Raw genomic sequence first — 19,381 nt, 5'->3', positions numbered from 1 at the left:
AGTTGTGGCCGGCCTGCTGCCGGATCCGAATTTCGGACCCAGCCATTGTAAGCAGACCGGCCACTCCTGCGTGCCAGGGTGTGTCGCCGGCACGCGAACCTCACTGATAAGGATCAGTGCTAGTCCTCCAGGTCCACTTCCCGGACCATATCTGCACCGATACCGGCCTTGATGGCCTCCAGAACCTGCTGCGGAACGGAACTGTCAATGGTCAGGAGGGCCAGGACCTGGCCGCCTTCAGTCTGGCGGGCCACCTGCATGCCGCCAATGTTGATGTTGTTCATGCCCAGGATGTGGCCGATGGTTCCGATCACGCCGGGACGGTCCGCGTAGGCCACAACAACCAAGTGCTCGCTGATGGGGATTTCGACGTCGTATCCATTGACGCCCACGAGCTTCTCCACCTGCTTGGGACCCGTGAGGGTACCGGCAACGGAGATCTGCGAACCGTCGCTGAGTGCGCCACGGATGGTCAGGACATTGCGGTAGTCCTCGGCGTCCGGAGTGGTGATGAGGCGGGTGTTGATGCCGCGCTGCTCAGCGATGACCGGCGCATTCACATACGAGACCTGCTCTGTGACGACGTCCGCGAATACGCCCTTCAGTGCAGCAAGTTCAAGCACCTTGACGTCCAGTGCGGCGATCTCACCGGCTACCTCGACGTCGATCTGCGTCAGTGAAGCGTGGGTGAGCGCAGTGAAGATCCGGCCCAGCTTTTCGATCAGCGGGATGCCCGGACGGACATCCGGAGCGATGACTCCGCCGGCCACGTTCACAGCGTCCGGTACAAGCTCGCCGGCAAGGGCGAGACGGACGGACTTGGCCACCGAAACGCCGGCCTTCTCCTGGGCCTCGTCAGTGGACGCACCAAGGTGCGGGGTCACAATGACGTTGTCGAACTCGAAGAACGGCAGGTCCGTGCTGGGCTCCTTGACGAAGACGTCAACGCCGGCTCCGGCGATCTGGCCCTCCTTCAGCGCAATGTGGAGTGCTTCCTCGTCCACGAGGCCACCGCGGGCCACGTTGACCACGTAGGCGGTTTCCTTCATTTTGCGGAAGGCGTCAGCCCCGAGCATCCCCACCGTTTCCGGTGTCTTGGGCATATGGATGGTGATGAAGTCTGAATTCTCCAGAAGTTCATCCAAGGTCACCAGCTGGACGCCCAACTGGGCCGCACGGGCGGAAGTGATGTAGGGGTCGTACGCCAGGATCTGGGTGTCGAATCCCTGCAGACGCGCCGCCACCAAGGCGCCGATCCGGCCCAGGCCGATGATGCCGATCTTCTTTTCGAAGAGTTCGATTCCGGTGTATTTGGAGCGCTTCCACTCGCCGTTCTTCAGCGCGGAGCTGGCCTGCGGAATGTGGCGGGCGAGGCTGAGGATGTGGCCCACGGTAAGTTCTGCGGCAGAGACGATGTTGGACGTCGGGGCGTTGACCACCATGACGCCGGCCTGCGTGGCAGCCTTGATGTCCACGTTGTCCAGTCCTACGCCTGCACGGGCGATGACCTTGAGGTTCTTGGCTGCAGCTATGGCTTCGGCGTCCACCTGGGTGGCCGAACGTACCAGGATGGCATCGACGTCGGCAATTGCGGACAGCAGCTGGGAACGGTCAGCGCCGTCGGTCTGTCGGATTTCAAAGTCCGGGCCCAATGCCTCGACTGTGGCGGGCGAAAGTTCCTCGGCGAGGAGGACGACGGGTTTGCTGGCTGACACGGGTGGCACCTTACTTTGGACAACTTTGGGACAGAACTGGACAAGGAGCGGATGCGTGGCCCGGGGCACGGCGCCGGGACCAGCCCAGAATATCGAATTCGGGCAGGGATTCCGGTGCCGGGGAGGGATGTTACGGCCGGACCGGTAGCTGTTGTGAAGAAGTTCACAGCCAAGGCTGCTGAGCAAATCGGTGGAGAACGACGGGTAAAACGGCGACGCCCGCCCGGCTGTGTTGGCCGGACGGGCGCCGTGCAGGGCATGCGCCGCGGGGCTCATGCACTAAAGGATCAGCGGGCTGCGGAACCTTCGACGTAGTCGGCGTCCTGCTGCTGCCAGGAGAAGAGGGAGCGCAGTTCGCGGCCTACCTCTTCGATGGGGTGCTGCTCTGCCTTGGCACGCAGTTCCTTGAACTCGGCGCCGCCGTTGTCCTGATCGTCAATGAAGCGCTTGGCAAAAGCACCGCTCTGGATGTCCGCGAGGACAGCCTTCATGTTTTCCTTCACCTCGGGGGTGATGACGCGCGGGCCGGAGACGTAGTCGCCGTACTCTGCGGTGTCGGAAACGCTCCAGCGCTGCTTGGCAATGCCGCCCTCCCACATGAGGTCAACGATGAGCTTGAGCTCGTGGAGAACCTCGAAGTAGGCGATCTGCGGCTGGTAGCCGGCTTCGGTCAGGGTCTCGAAGCCGTACTGGACGAGCTGGGAGACACCACCGCAAAGGACGGACTGTTCGCCGAAGAGGTCGGTCTCGGTCTCTTCGGTGAAGGTGGTCTTGATAACGCCGGCGCGGGTGCCGCCAATTGCCTTGGCGTAGGACTTTGCCAGGTCCCATGCGGAACCGGAAGCGTCCTGCTCAACGGCGATGATGTCCGGGATACCACGACCAGCTTCGAATTCGCGGCGAACGGTGTGGCCGGGAGCCTTCGGAGCGATCAGGATGACGTCAACGCCGGCCGGGGCTTCGATGTAGCCGAAGCGGATGTTGAAGCCGTGTGCGAAGGCAAGTGCCTTGCCCTCGGTCAGCTTGTCCTTGATGGAATCGTTGAAGATCGAGCGCTGGTGCTGGTCCGGTGCCAGGATCATGATGACGTCTGCCCATTCGGCAGCGTCCGCAACGTTCTTGACCGTGAAGCCTGCATCTTCTGCCTTGGCGGCCGACTTGGAGCCGTCCTTCAGGGCAATAACGACCTCGACGCCGGAATCGCGCAGGTTCAGCGCGTGGGCGTGGCCCTGGGAACCGTAGCCAACGATCGCTACTTTGCGGCCCTGGATGATCGACAGGTCTGCGTCGTCGTCATAGAACATTTCAGTCACTTGCGTAACTCCTCTTGAGTGGTTTCTTAGATATTGATTGTGGTGCTGCGGTACTGGACGCACTGCTCACGCGGAGCGGAGCGCCCTGTCACTCATGGAGCGGGATCCCCGTCCAACGGCCAAGGTGCCGGACTGCACGATTTCACGGATGCCGAACGGCTCGAGCACTGACAAGAGCGCAGCGAGCTTCTCGGGGGTACCGGTTGCCTCAATCACCAACGAGTCTGTGGAGACGTCGACGACTGCGGCACGGAACAGGTCTGCAGCTTGGGTAACCTGCAGACGTGTCGCGGCATCCGCACGTACCTTGACCAGGATGTGGTCACGTTGTACGGAAGATTCGGAAGTCAGCTCAACGATCTTGATCACGTTGACCAACTTGTTGAGCTGCTTGGTGACCTGCTCAATGAGGTCGCCGTCGGCGTCGACGACAACCGTCATGCGGGACATGCCTGGAACCTCGGTGGGTCCCACAGCAAGGGAATTGATGTTGAATGCACGCCGGGCGAAGAGGCTGGCCACGCGGGTCAGCACGCCGGGCTTGTCTTCGACCAGAACGGACAGTGTGTGACGGCTCATGCCTAGTCCTCCTCTTCCCATTCCGGGGTCATGTTGCGGGCAACCTGAATCTGGTCATTGCTGACGCCCGAAGGCACCATGGGCCACACCATCGAGTTGGGGCTGACGACGAAGTCGATGACCACGGGGCGGTCATTGATTTCGAGCGCCTTCTGGATGGTGGCGTCGATGTCTTCGTCGCGCTCACAACGCAGTGCTGCGCAACCATAGGCATCAGCCAGTTTCACGAAGTCCGGAATCCGGACGGTGTCATGGCCTGTATTCAGATCAGTGTTTGAATAGCGGCCCTCGTAGAACAGCGTCTGCCATTGGCGGACCATGCCCAGGGAGGAGTTGTTAATGATGGCAACCTTGATGGGGATGTTGTTGATGGCGCAGGTGGCCAGCTCCTGATTGGTCATCTGGAAGCAGCCGTCACCGTCGATGGCCCACACCACGCGGTCCGGTTCACCAACTTTGGCGCCCATGGCTGCCGGAACCGAGTATCCCATGGTTCCTGCGCCGCCGGAGTTCAGCCAGGCGTGAGGGCGTTCGTACTTGATGAACTGCGCCGCCCACATCTGGTGCTGGCCTACGCCGGCTACGTAGATACCTTCGGGACCGGTGAGCTCACCGATGCGCTTGATGACGCGCTGCGGTGCGGTGAGGCCGTCTTCAGGCTCGGTCCAGCCCAAGGGGTAGGTATCCCGCAGGTTGCCCAGGAAGGCCCACCAGGAATCCAGGTCCGGAGTCCCGCTCAGTTCGAACTGCGTCTTCACGGCTTCGGTGAGTTCGGGAATGATTTCCTTGACGGAACCAACAATGGGGACGTCGGCAGTGCGGTTCTTGGAGATTTCCGCGGGATCGATGTCAGCGTGGATGACCTTGGCAAACGGGGCAAAGGTCTTCAGCACACCGGTGACGCGGTCATCAAACCTGGCTCCGAGGGTGATCAGGAGGTCGGCCTGCTGGAGGGCGGTAACGGCGGAGACGGAGCCGTGCATGCCGGGCATCCCCACGTGCTGCGGATGCGAATCCGGGAAAGCACCACGGGCCATCAGGGTGGTGACCACGGGAGCACCGGTAGCCAGCGCAAGTTCCATGAGCTCTGCTGAGGCATGGCCCTTGACCACACCACCGCCCACGTAGAGGACCGGCTTGCTGGAGGCAGCGATCAGCTTGGCAGCTTCGCGGACCTGCTTGTTATGGCCCCGCACCACGGGACGGTACCCGGGCAGGTCCACCTTGGGCGGCCAGGAGAAGGTCATCTGGCCCACCTGGGCATCCTTGGCGATGTCCACCAGCACAGGGCCCGGGCGGCCCGTGGATGCCAGGTGGAACGCTTCTGCCATAACGTGCGGGATGTCGTTGGGGTCAGTGACCAGGAACGAGTGCTTGGTGATGGGCATCGTGATTCCCACGATGTCCGCTTCCTGGAAGGCATCGGTGCCGATGACTCCACTGGATACCTGGCCGGTAATGGCAACCATGGGCACGGAGTCCATGTGGGCGTCCATGATGGCGGTAACGAGGTTGGTGGCACCGGGTCCCGAGGTGGCGATGCAAACGCCAACCCGTCCGGTAACCATGGCGTAGCCTTGCGCGGCGTGGCCGGCTCCCTGTTCGTGACGGACCAGGATGTGATTCATGCTGGAGGCCATCAAGGGGTCGTAGGTGGGCAGGATCGCGCCACCGGGCAAACCGAAAATATCGTCCACGCCGAGTTCTTCGAGCGAGCGGACAATTGCTTGCGAGCCGGACATCACCGTTGGGGGTACAACGGTGTTCGGCCCAAGTACAGGAGAGAGAGGTGCAGCAGCGTCGACGACGACGGCCTCAGCCGTACGGTCGACCTTTTCCGGAGCTTTGTGGGCTCCAGCGGACTTTGCAGCCATCAGCGAGGGGCTGATCGGCGATCCTTTGCTCATCGGACTCTTCCTTAGTGGATCTTCAATAGATGGATCTTGCTTCGGGGGAATAAAAAAACCCCTCAGCCTTCCGGCTCTTCGAGGGGTTTGCGCGTGACGGTTCGTTACCAGTCGGGCTAAGCCACGCGCTTGGTAAGGACGACGACGCCGACGGTAACGAATGTGATCATGCGTTCAGTGTTCCCTCTAAGTGAGATACGTGTCAATTGACCACTATCGTATCTCACTATTTGGACAGCGATGTCCGCCTGCCGGACTCCGGCTGTCTGGTGACAACCGGAGTCCATAACAGGAATTAGCCGCAGTACGCCCCGGTGGATGCACTGTGGACGAGTTTGGCGTACTTGGCAAGCACACCCTTGGTGAATTTGGCGGGAAGCGGCTCCCAGCCCTCCTTGCGGGCTTCGAGCTCCGCCTCGTCCACGAGGAGGTCGAAGGACCGGGCAGCGATGTCCACACGGATACGGTCGCCGTCCTTCACAAAGGCAATGGGCCCGCCGTCGACGGCTTCGGGTGCCACGTGCCCGATGCAAAGGCCTGTTGTTCCTCCCGAGAAGCGGCCATCTGTCAGCAGCAGGACATCTTTGCCAAGGCCTGCGCCCTTGATGGCTCCGGTAATGGCCAGCATTTCACGCATTCCCGGCCCGCCCTTGGGTCCTTCGTAGCGGATGACAACGACGTCCCCCTTGCTGATTTCGCCGTTATCCAACGCGCTGAGGGCACCCTGTTCCCGCTCGAAGACACGAGCAGTTCCTTCAAAGACGTCGGCGTCAAAGCCGGCACTCTTCACTACGGCGCCTTCGGGGGCCATGGATCCGTGAAGGATGGTGATGCCGCCGGTCTTGTGGATGGGGTTGTCCAGGGCGCGCAGGATCTTGCCATCCAGATCCGGCGGGTTGATCGAGGCGAGGTTCTCAGCGAGCGTCTTGCCGGTAACGGTGAGGCAGTCACCATGCAGCAGTCCGGCGTCGAGCAGTGCCTTCATGATGACCGGAACGCCACCGATCTTGTCGACGTCGGTCATAACGTAGCGGCCGAACGGCTTCAGGTCCCCCAGGTGCGGGATTTTGTCGCCGATGCGGTTGAAGTCGTCCAGCGTCAGCTCAACTTCGGCTTCGCGGGCGATCGCAAGCAGATGCAGCACGGCGTTGGTGGAGCCGCCGAAGGCCATGGTGACGGCAATGGCGTTCTCGAACGCCTTTTTGGTCATGATGTCGCGGGCCGTGATACCCAGGCGCAGAAGGTTGACTACCGCTTCGCCGGACTTGCGGGCGAAATCATCGCGACGGCGGTCTGCCGAGGGTGGGGCAGCTGAACCCGGCAGGGACATGCCCAGGGCTTCGCCGATGCACGCCATGGTGTTGGCCGTGTACATGCCGCCGCAGGCGCCTTCGCCGGGACAGATGGCCTTCTCGATGCGCGTGAGGTCTTCCATGCTCATTTTGCCGGCGGCGCAGGCACCCACTGCTTCGAAGGCATCAATGAGGGTAACCTCCTTCTCCGAGCCGTCTTCCAGCTTGACCCAGCCGGGCATGATGGAGCCTGCGTAAAGGAAGACCGAGGCAAGGTCCAGGCGGGCAGCAGCCATGAGCATGCCCGGAAGGGACTTGTCACAGCCGGCCAGGAGTACCGAGCCGTCGATGCGCTCGGCCTGCATCACTGTTTCCACGGAGTCTGCAATCACCTCGCGGGAAACCAAGGAGAAGTGCATGCCCTCGTGACCCATGGAGATTCCGTCCGAGACGGAGATGGTGCCGAACTGCATGGGAAAACCACCGCCTGCATGGACGCCTTCCTTGGCGCCTTGGGCGAGGCGGTTCAGGGAAAGGTTGCAAGGTGTGATCTCGTTCCAAGAACTGGCAACGCCAATCTGCGGTTTGGCAAAGTCGTCATCGCCCATGCCCACCGCACGGAACATGCCACGGGCAGGTGCTGCGTGGATGCCGTCGGTCACCACCCGGCTGCGGGGTTTGATGTCCGGGGTATTCTCTGTCGCAATCCTGGTGGTGTCAGTCATGGTCCAAAGTCTATGTGTACCGGGCGCTGCAGGACGTTGTTGCACGCCGGGTTAAGCCCGGACTTTCGATTATTGCGATTCATCGAGTTCCTTGGCGATGGCTGCCGCCTCGCTCTTGAGCATGTCCACAACCATGCCGATGGTGGCCCGGGCGGCAACCTCCTGCCGCGACAAAGCCACGATGCTTCTGCTCGCTTTCACCCCTGTGAGCGGCCTAAGAACCAGGCCACGCCGTGCACTTGCCCGGGCCGTGTAGCGGGGCAAAAGGCAGATGCCGTGCCCTGCCCCCACCAAAGCCTCAAGCACTCTCAGATCCGGGTACCGCTGGCCCCTGGAGGCCTGCCTGCCCGCATGGAGTTCAATCTGGCGGAGCACGGTGTCGAAAGGGAATCCTTCAGGTACGCCGATCCACGGGTAATCAACAACATCCTGAGGGCTTAGCCTGGCTTTGGCGGACAGAGGATGACCGGCGGGCATCGCTACGTCCAGCGCCTCTTCCAGAAGCGGCACTACAGTCAGTCCCCTCCTCGCGAACACTTCCGGGCCGTCTACGCTATGCGCCAGGACAACGTCGTAATCGGCCACCAAGGGAGCGAAGCGGGCGGTGCCCGGGTCCTCGAAATGGGCATCAAAACTCAACCCTTCCACGGAGGCAACCCGGTGCAACACTCCGGGAAGCAGCATTTCCGCGGCACTGGGAAAGAAGGCTGCCGAGACCCTCGTTTGCCAACCTTTCCGGTAGGTGTCAATGGTGGACTCGGCCCGTGCCATGGCAGTGGCTATATCCGATGCCGCAGCCGCCATGGCCAGCCCCGCTTCCGTAAGCTGAACTCCGCGGCCCACCTTTTCCACCAGGACGACGCCAATCTCCGCCTGCAATGTTTTCAGCTGCTGCGAAACCGCCGACGCCGTGACGTTCATGGCCTCGGCGGTGGCGCCAACACTTTGCCGGTCTGCCAATTCGCGCAGAATCTGCAGCCTTTTGAAGTCCATGGAGCCAGACTAGGCGACTGAAGGGAAATACCCCGCCCCGAATTATTCCCCGCGCCCGTATAGTCAGGAAACTGATAATTTCGGGCGAAGCAGCAGGTCAAACGCTGGACAGCCCAATTGCAGGCACGTAACGTCGGGAATACCACGAGCTGCACCCCTGTGAGCAGAAGGGCCTTCACCATGGACTGGTTAATTTGGGTCATTGTCATTGTTTTGGTTGTCGCGATTGTTTGGTGGCTGATGAACCGCAACAAGACGGGAAATATCGACACCCACTCACGCCAAGCTCCCGCCGATGACCGTATTTCGGGAACATCCGGCACTACCGCACCAGCAGCGATGGAGTCCGGCAACACCGGCTCCATACCGGATACCGGAGTAGCCGCAGCTGGCGTGGCGGGTTTGGCGGGGGTGACCAATCTTGGAAAGTCAGCCGCCGAGGGCAGCGGCCCAACAATGGACGAACCTGATGTCACCGACGAGACGCACGGCGCCTCCCCCGCCGGAGCTGACGTGGAGCCCGGGCCGTCTACCGTCGTCAATGATTCACCGGCGGTTGTCGCCTCTGACGTTCAGCCGGCATCAACACCAGGGCTGACCGTTGAGGAACCTGTCATCGCGTCCCCTTCCGTGGCGGAGCCTGTGATTGCGGAGCCGGTAGTGGACGAACCCGTAGTGGACACTGAGGCGAAGGTTCACGCGGCAGACGCCGGCGATGTGGATGACTGGGACGCAGGTTCTCCGGCCGCCTCTGCCCCGGAGGCTTATGGGGAAGCGCGTATGGACGCAGAAAGCACGGACTCTGCGGCAGACAAGGCGGAGTGGGAATCTTCATGGACGGATGCCGGCGGCGCCCCGATCCATCACCACGAGTACACCGACGCCCATTCACCCACACTGCCTGGGGCCGAGTCCGCCGCGGCCGAAGATTCGGCGGGCTCAGGTCATCTGGCCGTCGAGCACCCTTACGGTACAGGCTCCTCCAGCTCACCAGGGGACGCTTATCCCGTCAAAGCCAGCGCATCTGCCATGACTTACCACGACGAAGATACTGCGGGCTATGACGAAGCACCTGCGGATGTGTGGTTCGAATCATCCGCCCACGCCGAAGCTGCCGGCTTCCGGCCACCCCGCCGAAGCAGGCACTGAGACCCGGCCGCCGGTCAGGAATACAGAAATACGGCAGTCATGAACAAAGGCAGGCACCCTTCGGGACGTCGAAAGCGTCTGGTGCCTGCCTTTGCTCTTGCCCTGCTGCTTGCCCCGTTGCTTGTCTTGACGGCATGTACCGGCAGCCCGTCCTCGCCCGGCACCGCGGCCACACCCCGGACATCGCTAAGCCAAGGCACCACTGCTGTACCGGAAGTGGCTCAAAAGCTCGACGTCGGACTGGAGCTGCCGTGGTCGGTGGTCTTCTTGCCGGACGGCACAGCTTTGGTGTCCGAGCGCGACTCCGGCCGGATCAAGAGCATCCGAAACGGCCAAGCCACAACCGTTGGCACGGTGCCCGGCGTCGACCCTGGCGGAGAAGGCGGCCTATTGGGCTTGGCTCTTTCTCCAGACTTCGCATCGGACCGCTGGTTGTACGCATACTTCACCTCTCCGGGCGATAACCGGGTTGCGCGGATGAAACTGACCGGGGGTACAGGCGGTTCCTTGGTTTTGGGTGAGCCTGAGGTGATCTTTGCGGGAATGCCCAAGGCCTCCACGCATAACGGTGGCCGGATCCGGTTCGGCCCGGATGGATTCCTCTACGTAGGCACTGGCGACTCGCAACGCCGGGAACAGCCCCAAGACAGAAACGCCCTGGGTGGCAAGATCCTTCGGCTCACGCCCGAGGGCCGCCCTGCACCGGGGAATCCTTTTGGCGACAATCCTGTGTACAGCTACGGGCACCGAAACGTGCAGGGACTGGCGTGGGACAGCGACGGACGTCTTTGGGCCAGCGAATTCGGCCCGGATGTGGATGACGAACTCAATCTGATCATCCCTGGAGGCAACTACGGTTGGCCCACAGTGACCGGAGCCCCGGGCCGCAGCGGCCTGATCGATGCGAAAGTGGTCTGGCCGTCTACGTCCGATGCCTCACCCAGCGGGCTCGAAATTGTTGACGGTGTTGCCTATACAGGTGCTCTTAGAGGGCAACGGCTCTGGGCGGTTCCGCTGGATGGCGAGACGGCGGGCTCGCCTGTGGCTTATTTCACAGGAGAATATGGGCGCTTGAGGGATGTTGCACGCGCTCCCGACGGTACCGTTTGGGTGATCAGCAACAACAAGAACCCTGATTTTGCGCTGATTCTGAGGCTAAGCGGGTGAAGCCACCGGCGGGGAGCCGCAGATTTCCCACTTCGGCGGAAGTCGTGTAGAGTTACATGTCGTTGCGGAGATCGCCGGAGAAAGAAAAGCTCTCGGGTGAGATCGAAATCAACAGCTGCACCTCTAGCTCAACTGGCAGAGCAATTGACTCTTAATCAATGGGTTCCGGGTTCGAGTCCCGGGGGGTGCACCAAGGAAAAGGCCTTGGAGTGAATATCACTCCAAGGCCTTTTGTGTTATTCGCTCCAGTTCTGAAAGCCAACTACATGGCGTACATCACGCCTTGCCCATTGTGGTCATTGGCCACAAAAAACTGGTGTAGAGTTTTTGTCGTTGCGGAGGTCAACGGGGAATGCGAATTCCTCTAATGGACCGAAACAATAGCCGCACCTCTAGCTCAACTGGCAGAGCAATTGACTCTTAATCAATGGGTTCCGGGTTCGAGTCCCGGGGGGTGCACCACAAGAAAAGGCTCCGGATCGTAGAGACGATCCGGAGCCTTTTTACGTTTTCTTGCCGGAGCCACCCGAAGGAAGCCCCGGCCAGGGTCTTGGGTCAGGCTTGCGGCAAATCGGTGTCTGCTTGCTCCGGCGCCGGCAGCCCGGCCAGGCCCCGGACAACGATCCGAAGTTCCTCGCGAAGCCGCGCGGTATCCACGGCAACGGGAGACAAAACATCCTGCTCAAGCTTTACAGCTTCTGCAAGTGCTGCAATACCGGCGTCAGTAAGGGTCACCACGTGACTTCGGCGGTCTGAATCGCTACGTTGCCGGGTGACATGCCCGTGCAGCTCAAGCCTTGCGAGGGTAGTACCCATCGTCTGGGCCTTGACCCGTGCAACTTCGGCCAACGCCGCCTGGGTGATGGCACCCTTGGCAGCCAACACTTGCATGGCAATGACACCGGCGTGGGTAAGACCGATGGACTTCAATTTTTCGTTCCACGAGATTTCCACCAGGCGCGCAGCTGTCGAAAGCAAGCGGGTGGTGGGCCATCTCTCCATATCTGGCATGCCGACAGTATATGCGCGGAAGCGGGGAGGACGCGGCTTCTCCCACTAAACTGAAAAATCGCGAACATTGGCAAGGAGCATATTTTGGCTGAACGACTTATCCCGGGCGACATCGCCCCGGACTTCACACTTCAGGATGAAACCGGCAAAAGCGTGAGCTTGTCGGACCTTCGCGGACACAAAACCATCCTCTATTTCTACCCTGCGGCTTCCACTCCCGGATGTACCAAAGAAGCATGCGATTTCCGCGACACGCTGGCGTCCCTGCAGGCTGCCGGATACGAAGTTGTGGGCGTCTCCCCCGATTCCGTCAAGGCACTTGCAAAGTTCGCCGAAGAAGAACAGCTGACCTTCCGGCTGCTCTCGGACGAGGACCATGCAGTAGCCGAGGCGTACGGGGCCTGGGGGGAGAAAAAGAACTACGGGCGCAGCTACATGGGACTCATCCGATCCACCTTGGTGATTGACCCCGAGGGAAAGATTTCCCTGGCCCAATACAACGTGCGCGCCACCGGGCACGTGGCCAAGCTCCGGCGGGATCTCAAGCTGGACAACTAGCGGGTACACTGGAGGCCGGTAAAGGCAGTGGCCCTCTGTTCATGCGGCTGATTGCCTGCCAGCGCGAGTGGTGAAATTGGCAGACACGCAGGATTTAGGTTCCTGTGCCTTCGGGCGTGGGGGTTCAAGTCCCCCCTTGCGCACAGATACGTAAATACCCCCGGTTGCAGGACCGGGGGTATTTTTCTCCTCAAGCAGCCGGGGGACTCCTGGAAGTGTGCTGGAAAGCGCACTCAGGACGTTCAACTAGACTGGAATGCGGTCTGGCCGAAGCCGGCCACAGCACTTCCAACCGGCTTGAGGGGACACGAGTGGCAAGCAGCAAAATGCGGCGCCTAAGCATGCAGTTCGGAGCTGCCGTACTGGCTTTGGGGTTGGCAGGGTGCACCGGAACCCCGGGACCGTCACCGTCGTCGTCCACCGGCAGTTCCCCCACTGTTGAACCGACAGCAACTTTCAATTTCGGTACAGCGTCCATGCCTTTGGGCCTTGATCCTGCCGTGACCGCCGATTCCGAGTCCTACCGGGTCACCCGCCAGGTCCTCGAAGGACTCGTGGGGGTGGATGGCGAAACAGGGCAAACCACTCCCCTCCTCGCCACGGAGTGGAAGGACAGCAACAACGGGCTCAGCTATGACTTCAAGCTTCGTTCCGGCGTGACCTTTCACGATGGCACTGCATTTGATGCAACGGCTGTATGCGCCAACTTCAACCGCTGGTTCACGTTTCCGGAAGACCTCCGGAATCAGGCGCCCGGAATTTCCTTCCAAAGCGTCTTCAAGGCTTACTCGGACCAGCCGGTGTTTTCCATCTTTAAAGAATGCAAGGTGGTCTCGGCCGGAGATGTCCGGATCAATCTGACGCGCCCGTTCACCGGGTTCCTTCAGGCACTGACGCTGCCGGCCTTCGCAATCTCATCCCCTGCCGCCATGGAGGCGCAGAAAGCCAACGTCCTTGACCAGGTACGGAACGGCCAGGCCATGTCCACCTATGCCGGCCATCCGGTAGGCACGGGACCCTATGAGTTCACCGGGTGGGATGAGAAAAAGCTCACACTGTCCAGCTACAAAGGCTATTGGGGCAACAAAGGCCAAATAGCAACCATCAACTTCATCCCCTACGATCGCGCCGAGTCACGCCAGCAGGCCCTCCTTGACGGCAAGATTGATGCCTACGACCTCGTGACCTCCGGGACCTTTGACCAATTGGTCAAAAAGGGTGTCCAGATCATCCAGCGTGACCCCTTCTCGGTGATGTATTTGGGGATCAACCAGGCCGTTGCACCACTGGAAAAGCCTGAAGTGCGCCAAGCGATCGAGATGGCGATCGACAAACAGACCTTGATCCGCAAGTTCTTCATCGACAACACGGCACAGGCATCACAGTTCGTGCCGCCCAAACTCAGCGGCTTCAACAACAACGCTCCTTCCCTCGGATACAACCCGGAGAAAGCGAAGGAGCTGTTGAAGAAGGCCGGCTACAAGGGCGAAGAGCTGAAGTTCTACTACCCGCTCAACGCAACACGGGCGTACATGCCCACTCCCGAGAAGATCTACGCGGAGCTCAGCCGCCAACTCGTCGCTGTCGGCTTCAACATCAAGCCGGTTCCCATCGACTGGGAAGACGGCTACCTCCAACGAGTCCAGTCGGCCGGCGACAGGGGACTTCACCTGCTCGGTTGGAACGGGTCCTACGCAGATGCAGACAACTTCCTGGGACCGCTCTTCGGCGAAACCCGCGCCGAGTTCGGGTACGCGGACTCAGAAGTGTTCCACAAGATAGAACGCGCGAGGGCCATGCCCGACGGCGATGACCGTAACGCGCAGTACCAGGCCATCAACGCGGAGATCGCGGCGTCCGTACCGGCTGTGCCCATTGCCTTCCCCATCTCGGCGCTGGCTCTGTCCAACAAGGTGGAAAGCTACCCGGCGTCCCCGGTCCTCAACGAAGTTTTCACAAACGTCCGCCTAAAGCCTTGACGATTCCCCGCAATTTCAGTATTGAGTCTGCGCGGGGATATTCTGTGACAGCCAGTGCCGCCGCTAACGGAGATTGATCGTGACCTTCATTTCCAAGACTCAACATGCCGACGTCGTCCTTATTGGCGGTGGAATCATGAGTGCCACCCTTGGTGCGTTCATCAAGCAACTTGAACCCACCTGGACCATCTCCCTGTTCGAACGACTCGACGAAGCAGGGCTCGAGAGTTCCGGACCCTGGAACAATGCCGGCACGGGCCATGCTGCGCTGTGTGAGCTTAACTACTCCCCCGCAGCAAAAGACGGTTCCGTGGACCCGTCCAAGGCCTTGCACATCAACGAGCAGTTCCAGCTCTCCCGCCAGTTCTGGTCCCACCTTGTGGACAGCAAGGTCATCGGGTCCCCCAAGGGCTTCATCAACACGGTTCCGCACATGAGCTTCGTGATTGGCGATGACCACGCTAACTTCCTCAAGACCCGGTACGAGGCTCTCAAGCCCAACACGCTGTTCCGCAGCATGGAGTACACCGAGGACCAGGACCAGATCGCCAAGTGGGCCCCGTTGATCGTCAAAGGCCGCGACCGCAAGCAGCGCGTGGCCGCAACGCACGCCGCTGAAGGCACCGACGTCGATTTCGGCGCCTTGACCCGTGAGCTGACGGACTACCTGCAGGGCAGCGGTGCCGAGGTCAACTACGGACATGATGTCACCAACATCCACCGCGCAGCAGGCGGTGGCTGGGATCTGTCCATCAAGCACCCCAAGTCCGGCGAGCACGGCCGCATCCACGCAAAGTTCGTCTTCGTCGGAGCCGGCGGCGGCGCACTCCACCTGCTCCAGGCATCGGGCATCCCTGAAAGCAAGGGCTACGGCGGCTTCCCCGTCTCCGGCCAGTTCTTCCGCTGCACGGACGACGCCGTCACCTCGCAGCACAGCGCAAAGGTTTACGGCCAGGCGTCCGTCGGTGCGCCGCCCATGTCCGTCCCGCACCTGGACACCCGCTACGTGGACGGTAAGCGCTCCCTGCTCTTCGGCCCGTACGCCGGGTTCTCCACCAACTTCCTGAAGACCTCAAGCTACCTGGACCTTCCGCTGTCCATCCGCCCCGGAAACATCATTCCCATGCTGGCCGTAGCCAAGGACAACATGGACCTCACCGCCTACCTCATCAAGGAGGTTGCCAAACGGCACGAGGCCAAGGTTGAGGCCCTGCGCGAGTACTACCCGGAAGCTTCCGGGGGCAATTGGGAACTGATCACTGCCGGCCAGCGTGTACAGATCATTAAGAAACACCCGCAGAAGGGTGGTGTCCTGCAGTTCGGCACTGAAGTCATTGCTTCCCGCGATGGTTCCATCGGCGCACTGCTGGGCGCTTCCCCCGGAGCGTCCACCGCTGTGCCCATCATGATTGAACTGTTGCAGAAGTCCTTCCCCAAGAACTTCAAGGGGTGGCAATCCAAGCTCAAGGACATGATGCCGGGCTACGGCGTCAAGCTCAACGAAAACCCTGACCTGGCCGCCGAACTGGAAGCAAGCACCGCCAAGTCACTGCAATTGGAAGTGGCCAACGCCATCCAAAGCTAGGCCACACCCGGGGCTGCGGCCGGTTCCCGTCAGTCGAATCGTTACGTAGACCGCAGGAGTCAATGCAATGTTCCGCTTGGCCAAACTGTCCTTGGGAAACCGGGCCCTGATCGCGCTGATCACCGTCTTTGCAGCGGTGTTCGGCGTGATCACCATGGGTTCACTCAAGCAGGAACTCATCCCCTCCATCGAGTTTCCGCAGATCACCGTGGTGACCTCCATGCCGGGCGCCTCTCCGGAGGTTGTGGACAAACAGTTGAGCCAGCCGCTGGAAACAGCATTGAACAGCGTGGAGGGGCTTGAATCCACCAGTTCAACGTCCCGCAACGGCGTTTCACAGATCACCATGGTGTTCACTTACGGGTCCAACCTGGACCGGGCGCGCAACCAGATTGACCGGGCGATCTCGAACGCAAAGCGGGTGCTGCCGGCCGACGTCGAGCCCCAATCCATCGCGGGCAACATCAGCGACTTCCCGATCGTCTATTTGGCGGTCTCCTCTGACAAGCCCCTGAGCGAACTGAATGCTGATCTCCTGCGACTCAGCGTTCCCCGTTTGCAGAAGATCGAGGGCGTCCGGGGCGCCGATGTGACCGGCGGTTCCAGCCAGCACATCCTGATTAAGCCACGAGCTTCGGATCTGGCAACCAGCGGAGCATCTGTCCAGTCCATCAGCAATGCGCTGAAGAACAACGGCACGTTGGTCCCTGTGGGCACCATTGAAGATCAGGGCAAGACCCTGTCCCTCCAGCTCGGTAGCCCTGTGGATTCCCTGGACATCATCAAGGGACTCCCCTTGGCCGGTGCTAAGAATGCCGCCACGATCGGGGCCGTTGCCGACGTCAGCATTGAAGACGACGCCGCCACTTCCATCACGCGCACCAACGGTAAGCCAACATTGGCCCTTTCCGTCACCAAGAAGCCCGAGGGCGATACGGTGGCGATTTCGCATGCCGTAAGGGACGCCGTCGGCCCTATGGAAACGGAACTAGGGAACAACGCCACCTTCACTCCGGTCTTCGACCAAGCTCCCTTCATTGAAAAGTCCATCAAGGACCTCACCACCGAAGGGCTGCTCGGGCTGGGCTTCGCCGTGGCTGTCATCCTGGTTTTCCTGATGTCCGTACGTTCAACGTTGGTCACGGCCGTCTCCATCCCGTTGTCTCTGCTGATTACCTTCATCGGCATTTCGGCCACGGGCTATTCGCTGAACATCCTGACCCTGGGTGCCCTGACCATTGCAATCGGGCGCGTGGTTGACGACTCGATCGTGGTGATCGAGAACATCAAGAGGCATCTGAGTTACGGCGAAGACAAGCTGACAGCCATCTTGACCTCCATCAGGGAAGTGGCCGGGGCCATCACGGCTTCCACTTTGACTACTGTGGCCGTCTTCCTCCCCATCGCTTTTGTGGGCGACCTCGCTGGTGAGCTGTTCCGGCCTTTCGCCTTGACCGTGACCATCGCACTGTTGTCATCGCTGTTGGTTTCCCTGACAATCGTGCCTGTCCTGGCCTACTGGTTCCTCCCCTCCCCCCGAACAGACGCTGAGGCACAAGCATCTGCAAAGGAAGCTGCGGAGAAAGCCCGGGAGGCGGAGCAGCGGAGCCGCCTGCAGCGCGGTTACCTTCCCATACTTGCGAAGACGCAAAAACATCCCGTGATCACCTTGTCAGCAGCGGCATTGATTCTGGTAGCCACCATTGCAGTCTCGCCACTCCTGGCCACTGACCTTTTGGGCCGGTCAGGTGAGAACAGCATGACGGTGCGCCAGGTTCTTCCGGCGGGGACCAGCTTGCAGGCCACCAGCGATGAAGCTTCCAAGGTTGAGGAATCCCTCAAGGGCGTTGAAGGCATCAAGGACGTGCAGGTCACTTCCGGAAACGCCCAGACAGGCTTTGCTGCACTGACCTCCACTGGCTCGTCCAACTCCACGTTCACCATTGTCACTGACGAGAAAGTGAACCAAAGCAAACTCCAGGACGAGGTCCGGGCCAAGCTGGGCAGAGCCGCCGGCAAAATCACGGTGGGATCCCAGCAGGGCGGATTCGGCACGTCCTCCACAGTGGACATCACCATCAGGGCCGCAAATTCAGCTGACCTGCAGACGGCAAGCGATGCCATGCTCAAAGCCATGGAGGGTGTCCCTGGCAGCTCCGAAGTGGCCACGAACCTTGCTTCCAAGCAGTCGGTGGTGCAGGTCCGGGTTGACAGGGCAAAAGCAGTAGCGGCCGGACTGACCGAAGAGCAGGTGGGTGCATTCCTCGCATCCACGGTGAGCCCCATTCCGGCCGGGACGGTCCGCATTGAGACGAACGATTACCCGGTGCAAATCGGCGAGGGCACACGCTTTACCAGCATCGCCGCCGTACGTGCACTCCAACTCCCCACAGCCGGTGGAGGCGTGGCATTGCAGACGATTGCCGCCGTCGAGCAGGTTGACACTCCCGTCTCCATCACCAGCAGCAATGGACAGCGGACGGCACGGGTAACCGTGACGCCTTCCGGATCAAATCTGGGCAGCGTGAGCACCGCAGTTCAGGAGCGGCTGGCAGCAGTGGAATTGCCCGCAGGGGTGACGGCTACCATCGGCGGTGCCACCACTCAGCAGGCTGAGTCCTTCCGGCAGCTCGGCCTTGCCCTGCTGGCCGCAATCGCGATCGTTTACGTGATCATGGTGGCCGCATTCAAGTCGCTCATCCAGCCGCTCATCCTGTTGGTCTCCGTACCGTTTGCAGCAACCGGCGCCGTGGGACTGCTGTTGGTAACAGGTGTTCCGTTGGGATTGCCGTCGCTGATCGGCATGCTGATGCTGGTGGGCATCGTGGTCACCAACGCCATCGTGCTGATCGACCTCATCAACCAATACCGCAAACCACACGACGGCAGTCCGGGCACGAACGTCGCTGACGCCATCACCCACGGTGCCCGCCAGCGCCTTCGCCCCATCCTCATGACCGCCCTGGCAACTGTTTTCGCCCTGACCCCCATGGCGTTGGGCCTCACAGGTGGCGGCGGGTTCATCTCTCAACCGCTGGCGATCGTGGTCATCGGCGGGCTGGTTTCGTCCACCGCGCTGACGTTGGTGCTGGTTCCGGTTCTCTACAAGCTGGTGGAAGGCCGCCGGGAGAAGAGGGACCTGCAGAAGGCTCTGCTGGATAAGCCCACGGTTACATCCGGCGACGGGACCGGCCGCAACGGCAGTTCCGGTTCGGGCGAGTTCCAGGACTGGACCACTGGCATGATTCCTCGTGTAACCGGCCGCCGCGCGGCCCACCATCCCGCAGAATAGCGGGCTCTCAGCAGAATCACCCTTAATGGTCAGGCCCTGGAACAATTCCCGGGCCTGACCTGTTACAGGTATCGATACATGCAAATGCATCTAGTTTGAGGTACACTGTTTACAGA

13 protein-coding genes and 3 tRNA genes are annotated in these 19,381 nt (G+C 60.9%); 9 read left to right on the top strand and 7 right to left on the bottom strand.

Annotated features, from left to right (window positions below):
- Positions 1-119: 119 nt before the first annotated feature.
- The 6 genes from serA to BACI9J_RS07775 all read right to left on the bottom strand — a co-directional run bounded on the left by serA (position 120) and on the right by BACI9J_RS07775 (position 8,524).
- Positions 120-1,715, bottom strand: a complete 1,596-nt coding sequence (gene serA, locus BACI9J_RS07800; protein ID WP_159733881.1) for a phosphoglycerate dehydrogenase — start codon at positions 1,713-1,715, stop codon at positions 120-122.
- Positions 1,716-2,002: 287 nt separating this feature from the next.
- Complete coding sequence (gene ilvC, locus BACI9J_RS07795; protein WP_159702194.1) at positions 2,003-3,028, bottom strand: ketol-acid reductoisomerase; 1,026 nt, start codon at positions 3,026-3,028, stop codon at positions 2,003-2,005.
- 66 nt (positions 3,029-3,094) lie between these two features.
- Positions 3,095-3,607, bottom strand: a complete 513-nt coding sequence (ilvN, locus tag BACI9J_RS07790) for an acetolactate synthase small subunit (protein ID WP_011775174.1) — start codon at positions 3,605-3,607, stop codon at positions 3,095-3,097.
- Between the two features lie 2 nt (positions 3,608-3,609).
- A complete protein-coding gene (locus BACI9J_RS07785; RefSeq protein WP_159733880.1) occupies positions 3,610-5,514 on the bottom strand; it encodes an acetolactate synthase large subunit in 1,905 nt (634 codons plus the stop codon).
- Positions 5,515-5,809: 295 nt separating this feature from the next.
- Complete coding sequence (gene ilvD, locus BACI9J_RS07780) at positions 5,810-7,531, bottom strand: dihydroxy-acid dehydratase (RefSeq protein ID WP_159733879.1); 1,722 nt, start codon at positions 7,529-7,531, stop codon at positions 5,810-5,812.
- A 69-nt stretch (positions 7,532-7,600) separates the two neighbouring features.
- Positions 7,601-8,524 (bottom strand): LysR family transcriptional regulator, encoded by a 924-nt coding sequence (locus tag BACI9J_RS07775; protein ID WP_159733878.1) that lies wholly within the window; start codon positions 8,522-8,524, stop codon positions 7,601-7,603.
- A gap of 180 nt (positions 8,525-8,704) precedes the next feature.
- On the opposite strand from BACI9J_RS07775, the gene BACI9J_RS07770 reads away from it, so the two are divergent.
- The 4 genes from BACI9J_RS07770 to BACI9J_RS07755 all read left to right on the top strand — a co-directional run bounded on the left by BACI9J_RS07770 (position 8,705) and on the right by BACI9J_RS07755 (position 11,302).
- Positions 8,705-9,673, top strand: coding sequence for a sunset domain-containing protein (locus BACI9J_RS07770; protein ID WP_236558581.1), 969 nt, complete (start codon positions 8,705-8,707; stop codon positions 9,671-9,673).
- A 39-nt stretch (positions 9,674-9,712) separates the two neighbouring features.
- Positions 9,713-10,840: a PQQ-dependent sugar dehydrogenase gene (locus tag BACI9J_RS07765; RefSeq protein WP_159733876.1), complete on the top strand. Its 1,128-nt coding sequence runs from the start codon at positions 9,713-9,715 to the stop codon at positions 10,838-10,840.
- Between the two features lie 117 nt (positions 10,841-10,957).
- Positions 10,958-11,033, top strand: a tRNA-Lys gene (locus tag BACI9J_RS07760).
- A 193-nt stretch (positions 11,034-11,226) separates the two neighbouring features.
- Positions 11,227-11,302: transfer RNA gene (locus BACI9J_RS07755), tRNA-Lys, on the top strand.
- Between the two features lie 93 nt (positions 11,303-11,395).
- Here the strand turns inward: BACI9J_RS07755 and BACI9J_RS07750 are convergent.
- Positions 11,396-11,851: a MarR family winged helix-turn-helix transcriptional regulator gene (locus BACI9J_RS07750; protein ID WP_159733875.1), complete on the bottom strand. Its 456-nt coding sequence runs from the start codon at positions 11,849-11,851 to the stop codon at positions 11,396-11,398.
- 84 nt (positions 11,852-11,935) lie between these two features.
- On the opposite strand from BACI9J_RS07750, the gene bcp reads away from it, so the two are divergent.
- From bcp to BACI9J_RS07725, 5 genes are all read left to right on the top strand, one after another.
- Positions 11,936-12,409, top strand: coding sequence for a thioredoxin-dependent thiol peroxidase (gene bcp / locus BACI9J_RS07745; RefSeq protein WP_159733874.1), 474 nt, complete (start codon positions 11,936-11,938; stop codon positions 12,407-12,409).
- Between the two features lie 61 nt (positions 12,410-12,470).
- Positions 12,471-12,552, top strand: a tRNA-Leu gene (locus tag BACI9J_RS07740).
- Between the two features lie 168 nt (positions 12,553-12,720).
- Entirely contained in the window at positions 12,721-14,388 is a 1,668-nt protein-coding gene (locus BACI9J_RS07735) for an ABC transporter substrate-binding protein (RefSeq protein ID WP_159733873.1), read from the top strand.
- Positions 14,389-14,467: 79 nt separating this feature from the next.
- Positions 14,468-15,973, top strand: coding sequence for a malate:quinone oxidoreductase (locus tag BACI9J_RS07730; protein ID WP_159733872.1), 1,506 nt, complete (start codon positions 14,468-14,470; stop codon positions 15,971-15,973).
- 67 nt (positions 15,974-16,040) lie between these two features.
- Complete coding sequence (locus BACI9J_RS07725) at positions 16,041-19,265, top strand: efflux RND transporter permease subunit (protein ID WP_159733871.1); 3,225 nt, start codon at positions 16,041-16,043, stop codon at positions 19,263-19,265.
- The last annotated feature ends 116 nt before the right edge of the window (positions 19,266-19,381 follow it).

The sequence above is a fragment of the Arthrobacter sp. 9V genome, from assembly GCF_902506065.1.
In the GTDB taxonomy this organism is placed as follows: domain Bacteria; phylum Actinomycetota; class Actinomycetes; order Actinomycetales; family Micrococcaceae; genus Arthrobacter.
The sequence above is the reverse complement of the archived record's forward strand: the minus strand, read 5'-3'. Positions and strand labels throughout refer to the sequence as shown.